A 13,509-nucleotide genomic window follows, 5' to 3' on the forward strand; every position below is an offset into this window, starting at 1 on the left:
CAGTGATCGCCGAGAACGCCGCTGTATCGGGTCAAGCACCCCTCCCGCTGCAGCCGGGTTCACGACCAGTTTCGAGCGCGTTCAGGATGACGGCGGAACAGCCCCGCCACGCGGCAGGGCTGAAGCGGTAGGTCGGCGCGGCGCTTACTGCTTTGTGAACACCGTGCTGCTCAGGCGCGTCGGATAGCCGTCGGCACCCAGTTGCTGCCGATCGCCGATGCGGAGCTTGCCGCCCTGGATGGACGCCACCTGTTTGAAGTTGCCAGTCGGCCAGGTGTTCAGGCTGACCGAGCCGAACGTTGAGAAATTCGGCAGCACCAGGACGATCTTCTCGGCCTTGATGCCATCGACCTCGACCTGAACACCCGACAGCTGGACCTTGCCACCGGCTTGCGTATAGCCGCCGGTGCGCGTGCCGGAGCAGTCGGGGGTGGGGAACTTCTCGTAGAGGAAGGTGTAGGGCAGCTCGGTGTTGCTGCCTGCCGCAGTGGTATGCGTCGATCGTGCCGACGTCGTGGCGTCAATCGGGGTGCAACCCACATAGGTTCCCACCAGCTTCTCGGCAAGGGAGGCGTTCGTGGCTTCAGCGGCCTCGTTCGCGGTTTCGGGCGCCGCCTCGGCCTCCACCTGCGCGTCATCGCCGCCACCACCACCGCCACATGCCGCCAGGACCGCCGCGCAGGCGACCGCAACCAAGCGAAGCTTCAAATCAATCATCTCGCATCCTCCTTGTTGAAAGGATGAAGACTTTAGTTATGAAATGCGGCGCCGGCTGTCGGCAAGCTGAGCGCGGAGCCCTGGCTCACTGGCTCACTGGCTCACTGGCTCACTGGCTCACTGGCTCACTGGCTCACTGGCTCAGTGGCTCAGTGGCTCAGTGGCTCAGTGGCTCAGTGGCTCAGGATCTTGTTCAGAAAATCCTTGGTGCGCGGCTGCCGCGCCTCGGGGTTGCCGAAGAACTCGTCTTTGCCGCAGTCCTCGAGGATGCGGCCGCCCACGTCGATGAAGATGACGCGGTTGGCAACCTTGCGGGCAAAGCCCATCTCGTGGGTCACCACCATCATGGTCATGCCCTCCGCGGCGAGGCCGACCATCACGTCCAGCACCTCGCCCACCATCTCGGGGTCGAGCGCGGAGGTGGGCTCGTCGAACAGCATGACGATCGGGTCCATCGAAAGCGCGCGTGCGATGGCCACGCGCTGCTGCTGGCCACCGGAGAGCTGACCTGGAAACTTGTCCTTGTGCGCCATCAGCCCCACCCGGTCGAGCATCTTGAGGCCGCGCACCTTCGCGTCGTCGGGCTTGCGCCCGAGTACCTTGATCTGCGCGATGGTGAGGTTCTCGGTCACCGACAGGTGGGGGAACAACTCGAAGTGCTGGAACACCATGCCGACGCGGCTGCGCAGCTTCGGCAGATCGGTCCTGGCATCGTTCACGGCGATGCCGTCCACCGTGATGGTGCCTTTCTGGATCGGCTCGAGGCCGTTGACGGCCTTGATGAGGGTCGATTTGCCGGAGCCGGAGGGCCCGCAGACGACCACCACGTCGCCCTTGTTGATGTTCACCGAGCAGTCGTTGAGCACCTGGACGGGGCCGTACCACTTGGACACGTTGTTGATTTCGATCATGGCCTTGGCGACTCCAGTCTCTTAACGAATGATGGCGATGCGCATCTGCAGGCGCTTGACCATCCAGGACAGGCCATAGCAGATGACGAAGTAGACGACGGCAGCCATCAGGTAGGCCTCTTCCGGTCGCCCGTAGATCTTCCCGGCGGTGGAGAAGCCCTTGAGCAGGTCGTAGGCGCCGATGGCATATACGAGGGACGTGTCCTGGAACAGGATGATGGTCTGCGTGAGCAGCACCGGCAGCATGTTGCGAAAGGCCTGCGGCAGCACCACGATGCGCATGTTCTGGCCGTAGCTCATGCCCAGCGCCTGTCCGGCGTAGACCTGCCCGCGAGGGATGGACTGGATGCCTGCGCGCATGATCTCGCTGAAATATGCGGCCTCGAACGCGATGAAGGTGATGTAGGCCGAATACTCGGCGCCCACGGGCCGCCCGATGATCAGCGGCACCAGCAGGAAGAACCACAGAATCACCATCACGAGCGGCACCGAGCGCATGCCGTTCACGTAGATGGTGGCCGGCACGACGAGTGCGGCGCGGCCAGACAGGCGCATCAGCGCGAGGATGGTTCCGAAGAAGATGCCGCCGAGCGTGGCGACGATCGTGAGCTGCACGCTGAAGATCAGCCCGTTCAGTACGAACTTGCTGAAGATGTCCCAATTGACGAAGCTGAGATCGAAGTCCCCCACGGTCAGTGCCCTCCCGCCGCGCCGGCGACGATGAAGCCGGGCACCTGCACGCGCCGCTCGATGAAAGCGAATACGCGGTTCACCGCGAACGCCGAGACCGCATAGGCCGCCGTGACCACGATGTAGACCTCGATGCCGCGCGAGGTCTCTTCCTGCACCTGCATGGCGTACATGGTCAGCTCGGGAATGGATACCGCGAAGGCCACCGACGAGTTCTTCAGCAGGTTCATCGACTCGCTGGTGAGCGGCGGCATGATGATGCGCACCGCCATCGGCAGCAGCACATACCGGTAGGTCTGCGCGGTGGTGAAGCCCATGGCCATGCCGGCGTAGCGCTGGCCGCGCGGCAGCGACTGGATGCCGGCGCGGACCTGCTCGGCGATGCGCGCAGAGGTGAAAAAGCCCAGGGCGAACACCACCAGCACGAAACCGGAAACGTTCTGGAAGACGGGGAACATCCGCGGCACGACGAAGTACCAGATGAACAGCTGCACCAGAATCGGGATATTGCGAAACAGCTCGACCCAGACGTTCGCCGCGCGCACCAGCAAGGGACTGTTCGGCAAGGTACGCAGCGTTCCCACCAGCGCACCGACGGACACCGCCACCAGCCACGAGCAGCCGGCCACGGCCAGCGTCCACTGCCAGGCCTCGAAAAGCCACTCGAGGTAGGTACGGCCGCCGCCGTCGTCGTTGAAGAAGAATCCCCAGTCCCAGGTCATGTAGTCGTGCCCTCCGCGCGCATTCTTATGGCACAAACCCCGCCCCAGCGAACGCGGGGTGCGGGGTTTGCGCCGTGGCCCTCAGGCCGCCTTACTTCTTGCCGTACTCTTCCATCGGCTTGTCGTTGGGGTTGGCCCAGGCCTCTTTGGTGCTCTCGCTGGCCGCATAGCCCACCTTGGTGTTCTTCGGCGGGATCGGCTGCATGAACCACTTGTCCCACAGCTTGGCGAGCTCGCCCGCCTTGGCCATCTGGCGGATGGTGTCCTCACCGATCTTCTTGAAGGCCGCGTCGTCCTTGCGCACCATGATCGCGATCGGCTCGACGCTCAGCACCTCGCCAACCAGCTTGAAGTCGGCCGGGTTCTTGGACATGGCGATGTTGCCGGCCAGGATGGCCCCGTCCATCACGAACGCATCGGCGCGACCCGACTCGAGCAGCAGGAAGCTGTCGGCGTGGTCCTTGCCGTAGATCTCCTTGAAGTTCACGCCCTGGCCACGCTCGTGCTTGCGCAGGTGCTGCACCGAGGTGGTGCCGGTGGTGGTTGCCACGGTCTTGCCGTCCAGGTCCTTGATCGAGTTGATACCCGAGTTGGCCTTGGCCGCGATGCGCACTTCCTCGACGAAGGTGGTGGGCAGGAACGCGACGTCCTTCTGGCGGGTGGCGTTGTTGGTGGTGGAGCCGCACTCGATATCGACGGTGCCGTTCTGCACCAGCGGGATGCGGTTCTGCGAGGTGACCAGCTGGTACTTCACATCGACCTTGCGGCCGACGGCCTTCTCGACGTTGTCGATGATGCGTTGGCACACCTCGACGTGGTAGCCGGCGTACTTGCCGTCGCCCAACGTATAGGACAGCGCTCCGGACGAGTCGCGCACCCCCATGGTGACGGTGCCCGAGTTCTTGATCTTGGCCAGGGTGTCGTTGGCCTGAGCGAAGGCGCTGCCGGTGGCGGCTACCGTCACGGCGAGGGCCAGCAAGTGCTTTTTCATACGCATCTCCTTGATTGATTGGCGTAGGGTGGATTGAACGAAAAATTCTACGGACCCGCTCGCCCGGGAATACCCTGAGCTAGCTTGCAGTGAGCGGACGACCATGCGCGCATGCGTGCCCCGCCGGCCGGTGGATCGGGAGGATATAGCAGAGAACGTGCCTGCGACCATCGAGGCTGCCGCCGCAGGAATAGCCCGCTGAAGGCTCACTGCGACTGCAGGCGCAGGGGCTGCGTGAGCAGCTCGGGCACCAGCAGCGCATCGATCTGCGCGCGCGTGAGAATGCCAAGCGACTCCGCGACGTCCTCGATCGCCGCGCCTGTCGCGATGGCCGTCTTGGCGATCAGTGCCGCCTTTTCGTAGCCGATGATCGGGTTCAGCGCAGTGACCAGCGTCACCGATTCGCGCACCCGCTTGGCGAGCAGCTCGCGGTTGGGCTCGATGCCGGCCACGCAGTGCGCCTGCAGCGTGCGGCAGGCACTGGAGAGATGCCGGATGCTTTTGAACAGGCTCCAGCCCATGATGGGTTCGAAGGCATTCAGCTGCAGCTGCCCCGCCTCGGACGCCAGGGTGACGGTGATGTCGTTGCCGATCACCTCGAACGCCACCTGGTTCATCACCTCGGGAATGACGGGGTTCACCTTGCCCGGCATGATCGAGGAGCCCGCCTGCCGCGGCGGCAGGCGAATGTCTCCGAAGCCCGCCTGCGGGCCGCTGGAGAGCAGGCGCAGGTCGTTGCAGGTCTTGGACAGCTTGGTCGCCACCCGCTTGAGCACACCCGAGAGCTGCACAAAAGCGCCGGTGTCCTGCGTGGCCTCGACCAGGTTCTTCGACTTGACCACCGGAATGCCGCTGACCTCGGCCAGCGTGGCGCAGGCGAGGTCCGCATAGCCGGCCGGCGCATTGATGCCGGTGCCGATCGCCGTGGCCCCGAGGTTGATCTCCTGGATCAGGGCGCGTGCCTCGCGCAGCCGCGCCTCGTCCTCTTCCATCATCACGGCGTAGGTGGAGAACTCCTGCCCCAGGGTCATGGGGACCGCGTCCTGCAGCTGGGTGCGGCCGATCTTCAGGATGTCCTTGAACTCCTCTGCCTTCGCCTCGAATCCCGCGCGCAGCACCGCCATCGATGCGAGCAGCCCGTCGATGCCGGCCCACAAGGCCAGGCGCACGGCGGTCGGATAGACATCGTTGGTGCTCTGCGACGCGTTCACGTGGTCGTTCGGGTGGAGCACGTCGTAGCGCCCCTTGTCGAAGCCGAGCCGTTCCAGGGCGAGGTTGGCGATCACCTCGTTGGCGTTCATGTTGGTGGAGGTGCCGGCGCCCCCCTGGATCACATCGACCACGAACTGGTCGTGGTGCTGTCCCTCGATCAGCCGCTCGCAGCCCCACATGATGGCGTGGGCGCGCGTGGCATCGAGCACGCCCAGCTGCTCGTTCGCGCGGGCGCAGGCCTTCTTCACGAAGCCGAATGCGCGCACCAGCTCGGGCATCGCGGCGATCGGGGTTCCGGAGATCGGGAAGTTCTCCACCGCGCGGGCGGTGTGCACGCCCCAGTAGGCGTTCGCGGGGATCTCCTTGGCGCCCAGGAAATCCTGCTCGGTGCGGAAGCTGTCGGTCATGGCTGCGAACTCTCCGGTGGATATGCAGCCGAATGTAAACAGTTTCAGCGCCGCTCGGGCTCCGTCAGGTAGGTCCACAGCGCCTGCGCCGCCCCCTTGACCGCGTCGCGCCCTGCGGGCCGCTGCCGGAAAGCCCGCACTTCGAGATCGAGCTGAAGGGTCGCGGCACCGCCCTCGCCCGCCGCCGGCACCAGCCGCCCGCTGCGCAGCTCGTTGGCGACCGCGCCGGCCGGAAGCCACGCGACCCCGTGCCCCTCCAGCGCCATGGCCTTGAGGCCTTCGGCGGTGTCGGTCTCGTACACCGGATCCAGGTGCAGTTCCTCAGGCGCCTGCTTGACTGCGCGTTCGGCCAGCGGGCCCAGATAGCCGCCCGGCGCGTATGCCAGGTAGGGCAGCGGCCGGTCGGCCGTCCCGGGCAGACGGAACAGCGGCTGGCCCTGCGCGTTCGCCCGGGCGTAGGGTGCGATCGTGTCCCGGCCGAGTACCACCATCTCGAAGCGTTCCGGATCGAGCTGCAACGGTTGCGCCGGGTGGTGGTAGGCGATGAGCAGGTCGCACGCACCTTCGAGCAGGCGCAGCACGGAGTCGTGCACGCTCAGGGCCACCATGCGCGCCTTCAGGGGACCGAATCGCTCGCGCAGCGCGGCGAGCCATCCGGGGAAGAAGGTGAGCGCCAGGGTGTGCGGCGCCGCGAACTCGACGACGTCGTGCGCCGCCGCGGAGTAGCTGCGCAGCATGGCGCGCATGCCCTGCAGCGACTGCAGCACCTCCAGCGCCTGCGCGTGCAGCATTTCGCCGGCCGGCGTGAGCCGGGTGGGGTAGGCGCTGCGATCGACCAGGTCGGTGCCGGCCCAGGCCTCCAGGGCCTGGATGCGCCGGGAGAACGCAGGCTGCGTCACGTGGCGCAGCTGGGCGGACCGGCTGAAACTGCGGGTCTCCGCCAGGCTCACGAAGTCTTCCAGCCACTTGGTTTCCATGGCGGAGATTGTGAATGCAACTAAGCGGCGGCTCGCCTGCCGCGCAGCCGCTCAGTCGTCAGGGTGCTGCTGCTGCAGCGCCCACATGGCGGCGTAGCGTCCGCCGCGCGCGAGCAGCTGCGGGTGGGTGCCGCGCTCGACGATGTGGCCGGCCTCGAGCACCAGGATCTCGTGCGCATCGACCACGGTGGACAGCCGGTGCGCGATGACCAGCGCGGTCTTGTTCTGGGCCGCGCTGCGCAGCTCGGCCTGGATCGCGCGCTCGTTGGCCGAATCGAGGGCCGAGGTGGCCTCGTCGAAGATCACGATCGGCGGGTCCTTCAGCAGCGTGCGCGCGATGGCCACGCGCTGCTTTTCGCCGCCCGAAAGCTTGAGGCCGCGCTCGCCGACCATCGTCTGGTAGCCGCGCGGCGTCGAGGCGATGAAGTCGTGGATGCGCGCGGCGCGGGCGGCTTCCTCGACCTCGGCGCGACTGGCACCGGGGCGTCCGTAGGCGATGTTGTATTCGACCGTGTCGTTGAACAGAACGGTGTCCTGCGGCACGATGCCGATGGCCCGGCGCACGCTGGCCTGGGTCACCTGGCGGATATCCTGGCCGGCGATGGTGATGCGCCCGTGCTGCACGTCGTAGAACCGGTACAGCAGCCGCGCCAGCGTGGACTTGCCCGAACCGGAGGGGCCGACCACCGCGACGGTCTTGCCCGCCGGGATCTCGAAACTCAGGTCGTGCAGGATCACCCGGGCCGGCTCGTAGCCGAAGGTCACGTGCTCGAACCGTACGGCCGGGTGCTCCAGCCCGCGCAGCGGCTGCGCGCCCGGTGCGTCCGCCACCTCACGCTCGCGCTCCATGAGCGTGAACATCTTGTCCAGGTCGGTGAGACTCTGCTTGATCTCGCGGTACAGCACGCCCAGGAAGTTCAGCGGGATGTACAGCTGAATCATGAACGCATTGATCATGACCAGGTCGCCCAGCGTGAGGCGGCCATCGACGACTCCCTGCGTGGCGCGCCACAGCATGGCCACCAGCGCCGTCGCGATGATCAGCTGCTGCCCCGTGTTGAGCATCGAGAGCGTGCTCTGCGACTTCAGCCGCGACTTGCGCAGCCGCTCCAGGCTCTCTTCGTAGCGGTGCGCCTCGAAGCCTTCGTTGTTGAAGTACTTGACGGTCTCGTAGTTCAGCAGGGAATCGACAGCCTTGGTGTGCGCGGCCGAGTCGAACTCGTTGGCTTCGCGGCGGAACTTCGTGCGCCACTCGGTCACGCTCACGGTGAACACGATGTACACGGCCAGCGCCGCCGCGGTGATCCAGACGAAACCCATGTCGAACTTCACCGCCAGGATGCCCAGCACCATCGCCACTTCGACCAGCGTGGGGAGCACGCTGTAGAGCGAATACGAGATCAGCGATTCGATGCCGCGCACGCCACGTTCGATGTCGCGCGTCATGCCGCCGGTCTGGCGCTCCAGGTGGAAGCGCAGGCTGAGCGAATGCAGGTGCTGGAAGGTCTGCAGCGCGATGCTGCGCGCCGCACCGTGCGTAGCCTTGGCGAACACCAGTTCGCGCAGCTCGGTGAAGAGCGATGTCGACAGCCGCAGCAGCCCGTATCCCAGCAGCAGCCCGGCCGGAACCGCCAGCACGACGGCGGCCAGCGCCCCCGCGTCGGCCGAGGCGGCGGCCTCGGCGAGCCGACCGCCGCCGGGCGTCATGGAATCGATGAGCTCCTTGAGCACCAGCGGCACACTGACGTTGGCCATCTTGGCCGCGATCATGAAAGCCAGTGCCGCAGCCACGCGCCAGCGGTATTGCCAGAGGTAGGGAAGCAGCCGGGCGAGCGTGGCCCAGTCGCTGCGGCCAGCGGCGGCCGGCTGCGATCCCGAAGGAGACAGGGGGGCGGAAGAAGCGAGTTCGCCGGCGCGGCGCATCAGGGAGAATCCAAGGCTCAGTGAACGACAGGAGATTGTGCCCATGTCCATGAAACCAGGCGCCACGGGGGGGCGTGCAGCCGCGCCTGCGGCCGACCTGCCGACCGACAAGGAGCTGGTGCTCAAGGTGATCCCCATGCCGGCCGACACCAACGCCAACGGCGACATCTTCGGAGGCTGGGTGATGGCGCAGGTCGATCTCGCCGGCTCGGTGGTGCCGGCTCGCATCGCCAAGGGGCGCATGGCCACCGTGGCGGTGAACCAGTTCATCTTCAAGCACCCGGTGCGGGTGGGCGACATCCTGTCCTTCTATGCCGGGCTCACGCGGGTCGGTCGCACCTCCATGACCGTACAGGTCGAGGTGTTCGCCGAGCGCTTCGGCAGCCAGGGCAGCTACATCAAGGTGACGGAGGCCTCGCTCACCTATGTGGCCATCGACGACCAGGGAGCGCCCCGCCCCGTTCCACGCGAAGCCGGCGACGGCCTGCCGGGCGCGCACCCCGCACGCTGAGCCTGCGCTTCCCGCCCCCCTCGACCCCGCGCCGACACGAACCCCGCCATGCACCCGAACGATCCGCTGCGCCCGCCCCTGCTCGAACATCGCAGCCTGCTGTGGCTGGTGGCCGGCATCTCGGCAGCGTTCACCGTCGTCATCTGGCCCTTCATCGGCGCGGTGCTCTGGGCGATCTTCATCGCCATCGTGTTCCAGCCGCTGCACCGCAGGGTGCTGGCCCAGGTGGGCTACCGGCCCAACACCGGCGCCCTCCTGAGCCTGCTGCTGATCCTGATCATCGTGATCCTGCCGCTGATCATGGTCACCGTCTCCATCGTGCAGGAGGTGTCGGTGCTGGTGCAGAAAGTCCGGTCGGGGCAGATCAACCTCGGGCTCATGGTGCGCGGCGTCTTCGACGCGGTTCCCGAATGGGCGCGCAACATCCTCGAGCGCTTCGGGCTGGACAACCTGCAGGGCCTGCTGGACCAGCTCGCCACCCTGCTGGCCAGCAGCGGGCAGGCGATCGCCACCCGGCTGCTGGGCATCGGAACCTACACGCTCGACTTCGTGCTCGGGCTGTTCGTAATGCTCTATGTGCTGTTCTTCCTGCTGCGCGACGGGCGCACCCTGAGCCGGCGCATCGCGCTGGCCATCCCGCTCAAGGAGCGTCAATCGGACCGGCTGCTCACGCAGTTCGCGACGGTGGTGCGCGCCACCGTCAAGGGCAACATTGCCATCGCGCTGGTGCAGGGCACCCTCGGCGGGCTGGCCTTCTGGATGCTGGGGCTGCCCGGGCCGCTGCTCTGGGGCGGTGTCATGGCCCTGGCCTCGCTGATTCCCGCGGTCGGTGCGGCGCTGGTGTGGGTGCCGGTGGCCATCTGGATGGTGAGCTCGGGCCAGCTCTGGCAGGCCGTCGTGCTGACCCTGTGGGGCACGCTGGTGATCGGGCTGGTGGACAACTTCCTGCGCCCCATCCTGGTGGGTAAGGACACCCGCATGCCCGACTACCTGGTGCTGGTGTCCACCCTGGGCGGCCTGTCGATGTTCGGCATCAACGGCTTCGTGATGGGGCCGGTGGTCGCCGCCATGTTCCTGGTCGCATGGAACCTGCTCACCACCTTGCGGCGGCAGCAGGCGGTGGAGGAGTAATCAGGTTTCTCCTGCCGGCGCCTGCCCGCTCGCTTCAGCGCACCAGGCAGGGGCGCTTGGGGTCGAAGCGCCAGCCCGGCACGAGGTACTGCATGGCCACCGCGTCGTCGCGTGCGCCCAGGCCGTGCTGGCGGTAGAGCGCGTGCGCCTTCTCCACCTCGTCCATGTCCAGCTCGATCCCCAGTCCCGGCCGGTCGGGCACGCGTACGCTGCCGCCCTCGATCTTCAGCGGCTCGCGCGTGAGGCGCTGGCCGTCCTGCCAGATCCAGTGCGTGTCGATCGCGGTCACCCGGCCCGGCGCCGCCGCGCCGACGTGGGTGAACATCGCCAGCGAGACATCGAAGTGGTTGTTGGAGTGCGAGCCCCAGGTCAGGCCCCAGTCGCGGCAGGTCTGCGCCACCCGCACCGAGCCCGCCATGGTCCAGAAGTGCGGATCGGCCAGGGGGATGTCCACCGCCTGCAGCGACAGCGCGTGGGCCAGCTGGCGCCAGTCGGTCGCCACCATGTTGGTGGCCGTCGGCAGCCCCGTGGCGCGGCGGAATTCCGCCATCACCTCGCGGCCCGAGAAGCCCTCCTCGGCGCCGCACGGGTCTTCCGCGTATGCCAGCACGCCATGCATGTCGCGCATCAGGCGCACGGCGTCCTCCAGGAGCCAGCCGCCATTCGGGTCCAGCGTCACGCGGGCGTCGGGGAAACGTTCGTGCAGCGCACGCACCGCCTCCACCTCGTCCTCGCCGCGCAGCACGCCGCCCTTGAGCTTGAAGTCCTGGAATCCATAGCGCTGCTGCGCCGCTTCGGCCAGGCGCACCACCGCCTCGGGCGTGAGCGCCGGCTCGTGGCGCAGGCGCAGCCAGTCGTCATCGGCCTGCGGCTCGCTCGCGTACGGCAGGTCGGTCTTGCTGCGGTCGCCGACGAAGAACAGGTATCCCAGCATCGGCACCGCGTCACGCTGCTGGCCTTCGCCGAGCAGCGCCGCTACCGGCACGCCCAGGTGCTGGCCCTGCAGGTCGAGCAGCGCGGATTCCACCGCCGTGACGGCATGGATCGTGGTGCGCAGATCGAAGGTCTGCAGCCCGCGGCCGCCGGCGTCACGGTCGGCGAAGCGGATGCGCATGGCACCGAGCACCGCCTGCAGCTCGCCCGGGTGGCGCCCTTCCACCAGCGGACGGGCGTCCTCCAGCGTCTGGCGTATCTTCTCGCCGCCCGGCACCTCGCCGACGCCGGTGCGGCCGGCGCTGTCGGTGAGGATCACGAGGTTGCGGGTGAAAAAGGGCGCGTGTGCGCCCGAGAGATTCAGCAGCATCCCGTCGCGGCCCGCGACGGGCACCACCCGCATGTGCTTGACGGTGGGCAGGCTCATGTCAGTCGGCCGTGATCTTTCCGGTCTCGATGACGCGCTTCCAGCGGGCGAACTCGTCGGCCTGGAACTTCGCGAACTGCTCCGGCGTGTTGGCCACGATCTCGAAGCCCTGCGACAGCAGCTTCGGCTTGACCGCTTCGTCGTTGATCGCAGCCACCAGCGCGGCGTGCAGCTTGGTGCGCACCTCCGCCGGCAACCCCTTGGGTGCGGCGACCGCTTGCCAGGAATAGACGTTGACGTCCTTGACGCCGGCCTCCTCCAGCGTGGGCACCTGCGGCAGCAGCTGCGAGCGCTTGTCGGAGGTGACCGCCAGCGCACGCAACTTGCCGGCGGCGATGTGCTGGACCACGGCGTTGATGTTCTGGAACGAGGCATCCACCTGGCCGCCCAGCAGGTCGTTCACGGCTGGCGCACCTCCCTTGTAGGGGATGTGCACGCCGCTCGTGCCGGTCTGCTGCCAGAACAGTTCGGCCGTGAGGTGGTCCGAGGATCCGTTGCCGGAGGACGCGAAGCTCACCTTCCCAGGCGTCTTGCGGGACTGGGCCAGCACGTCGGAGACCGACTTGAACGGCGACGCGGCCGGCACCACCAGCACGTTCGGCGCCTGCACGGCGACCGTGAGCAGGTCGAAGTCCTTGAGCGCGTCGTACTGCACGCCCTTGATCAGGTGCGGCGCGATCACGAACGGGCCGAGCGAGGACACGAACAACGTGTGACCGTCGGGCGCCGAGCGCTTGACCTGTGCGGCACCGATGGTGCCGGTGGCGCCGGCGCGGTTTTCCACCACGAAGGTCCCGCCCAGCTTTTCCTGCAGCTTGGGCGCCAGGGTGCGGGCGATCGTGTCGGTGGAGCCTCCGGGCGGGAACGGCACCACCAGGGTGACGGGCTTGTCGGGCCAGGCCAGTGCGCTGCCGCTGGCACAGGCCGCCAGTGCAAGGGTGATGAGTGCTTTCTTCATGCGTGTCTCCTTGGGGTTGCGGATGGTGAGGGCGCCTTTTGTCACTGGCTGCCCAAGCGGGTGATCAGGGCCTGTAGCTGCTCGACTTCCTGCGGCTTGAGGTCGGACAAGGGCGGACGCACCGGGCCGGCGGAGTGCCCGGCGATGCGCGCACCGGCCTTGACGATGCTCACGGCATATCCCTCGCCGCGGTTGCGCAGCTCCAGGTACGGCAGGAAGAAATCGTCGAGCAGCCGCCCGACGGTGGCCTGGTCGCCCCGGGCGTAGGCGTCGTAGAACTCGATGGCGGTGCGGGGGATGAAGTTGAAGACGGCCGACGAGTAGGTCGGCACGCCCAGTGCCTTGTAGGCGTTGGCATAGACCTCGTGCGTGGGCATGCCGCCGATGAACACGAAGCGCTCGCCCAGGCGCTGGCGGATCGAGACGATGCGCTCGATATCGCCCAGGCCGTCCTTGAAGCCGATGAGGTTGGGGCAGCGCTCGGCGAGCACTTCCAGCGAGTCGGCGCTGAGGCGACAGGCGCCGCGGTTGTAGACGATCACACCTATCCTGACGCTGCGGCACACGGCTTCGACGTGCGCCACCAGGCCTTCCTGGCTCGCTTCGGTCAGGTAGTGCGGCAGCAGCAGCACGCCCTGGGCGCCGCAGCGCTCGGCTTCCTGTGCGTAGCGGATCGCCAGACGTGTTCCGCCACCGGCGCCGGCCACGATAGGCACGCGCCCGCGGCAGGTCTCGACGGCCGTGCGCACCACATCGGCAAACTCGCCCGGCTCCAGCGAGAAGAACTCGCCGGTGCCGCCGGCGGCGAACAGCACCGTGGCGCCATAGGGCATCAGCCATTCGAGGCGGGCCGCATAGCCGGCGGCGTCGAAGCGCAGCTCGGCGTCGAAGTCGGTCAGCGGGAAGGAGAGCAGCCCGGTGGACAGGGCGGTCTTCAGTTCGGTGGGCGTCATGGGGTATTCGAGGTGCAGCGAGTCATGAGGTAAGACATCGTACAAC

Annotated in this window: 13 protein-coding genes; 2 read left to right on the plus strand and 11 right to left on the minus strand. The window is 67.2% G+C overall.

Annotated features, from left to right (window positions below; translation table 11 throughout):
- Positions 1 to 144: 144 nt before the first annotated feature.
- From WG922_RS00290 to WG922_RS00325, 8 genes are all read right to left on the minus strand, one after another.
- Positions 145 to 717 carry a hypothetical protein gene (locus tag WG922_RS00290; RefSeq protein WP_340279796.1) on the minus strand — a complete coding sequence of 191 codons (573 nt, stop codon included), beginning with the start codon at positions 715 to 717 and terminating at the stop codon, positions 145 to 147.
- A 173-nt stretch (positions 718 to 890) separates the two neighbouring features.
- Positions 891 to 1,628 carry an amino acid ABC transporter ATP-binding protein gene (locus WG922_RS00295; RefSeq protein WP_340279798.1) on the minus strand — a complete coding sequence of 246 codons (738 nt, stop codon included), beginning with the start codon at positions 1,626 to 1,628 and terminating at the stop codon, positions 891 to 893.
- A 21-nt stretch (positions 1,629 to 1,649) separates the two neighbouring features.
- A complete protein-coding gene (locus WG922_RS00300) occupies positions 1,650 to 2,318 on the minus strand; it encodes an amino acid ABC transporter permease (RefSeq protein WP_340279800.1) in 669 nt (222 codons plus the stop codon).
- A 2-nt stretch (positions 2,319 to 2,320) separates the two neighbouring features.
- Positions 2,321 to 3,040 (minus strand): amino acid ABC transporter permease, encoded by a 720-nt coding sequence (locus WG922_RS00305; protein WP_340279802.1) that lies wholly within the window; start codon positions 3,038 to 3,040, stop codon positions 2,321 to 2,323.
- Positions 3,041 to 3,131: 91 nt separating this feature from the next.
- Positions 3,132 to 4,031, minus strand: coding sequence for a transporter substrate-binding domain-containing protein (locus tag WG922_RS00310; protein WP_340279803.1), 900 nt, complete (start codon positions 4,029 to 4,031; stop codon positions 3,132 to 3,134).
- 206 nt (positions 4,032 to 4,237) lie between these two features.
- A complete protein-coding gene (locus WG922_RS00315) occupies positions 4,238 to 5,650 on the minus strand; it encodes an aspartate ammonia-lyase (protein ID WP_340279804.1) in 1,413 nt (470 codons plus the stop codon).
- A gap of 44 nt (positions 5,651 to 5,694) precedes the next feature.
- On the minus strand, positions 5,695 to 6,627 hold the full coding sequence (locus WG922_RS00320) for a LysR substrate-binding domain-containing protein (RefSeq protein ID WP_340279805.1): 933 nt from the start codon (positions 6,625 to 6,627) through the stop codon (positions 5,695 to 5,697).
- Between the two features lie 51 nt (positions 6,628 to 6,678).
- Entirely contained in the window at positions 6,679 to 8,550 is a 1,872-nt protein-coding gene (locus tag WG922_RS00325; protein WP_340279806.1) for an ABCB family ABC transporter ATP-binding protein/permease, read from the minus strand.
- Positions 8,551 to 8,593: 43 nt separating this feature from the next.
- Here WG922_RS00325 and WG922_RS00330 point away from each other — a divergent pair, with 43 nt between their 5' ends.
- Both WG922_RS00330 and WG922_RS00335 read left to right on the plus strand, forming a co-directional pair.
- On the plus strand, positions 8,594 to 9,061 hold the full coding sequence (locus WG922_RS00330) for an acyl-CoA thioesterase (RefSeq protein WP_340279807.1): 468 nt from the start codon (positions 8,594 to 8,596) through the stop codon (positions 9,059 to 9,061).
- A 48-nt stretch (positions 9,062 to 9,109) separates the two neighbouring features.
- Positions 9,110 to 10,192 carry an AI-2E family transporter gene (locus WG922_RS00335; protein ID WP_340279809.1) on the plus strand — a complete coding sequence of 361 codons (1,083 nt, stop codon included), beginning with the start codon at positions 9,110 to 9,112 and terminating at the stop codon, positions 10,190 to 10,192.
- A 34-nt stretch (positions 10,193 to 10,226) separates the two neighbouring features.
- Here WG922_RS00335 and gudD read toward each other — a convergent pair whose 3' ends face one another.
- From gudD to kdgD, 3 genes are read right to left on the minus strand one after another with little or no spacing between them, the layout of a single operon-like run.
- Entirely contained in the window at positions 10,227 to 11,552 is a 1,326-nt protein-coding gene (gene gudD / locus WG922_RS00340) for a glucarate dehydratase (protein ID WP_340279811.1), read from the minus strand.
- A 1-nt stretch (position 11,553) separates the two neighbouring features.
- A complete protein-coding gene (locus WG922_RS00345) occupies positions 11,554 to 12,510 on the minus strand; it encodes a Bug family tripartite tricarboxylate transporter substrate binding protein (RefSeq protein WP_340279813.1) in 957 nt (318 codons plus the stop codon).
- Positions 12,511 to 12,551: 41 nt separating this feature from the next.
- Positions 12,552 to 13,463 carry a 5-dehydro-4-deoxyglucarate dehydratase gene (gene kdgD / locus WG922_RS00350; RefSeq protein ID WP_340279814.1) on the minus strand — a complete coding sequence of 304 codons (912 nt, stop codon included), beginning with the start codon at positions 13,461 to 13,463 and terminating at the stop codon, positions 12,552 to 12,554.
- Positions 13,464 to 13,509 lie beyond the last annotated feature (46 nt).

This window comes from Ramlibacter sp. AN1015, from assembly GCF_037726105.1.
Lineage (GTDB): Bacteria > Pseudomonadota > Gammaproteobacteria > Burkholderiales > Burkholderiaceae_C > Ramlibacter.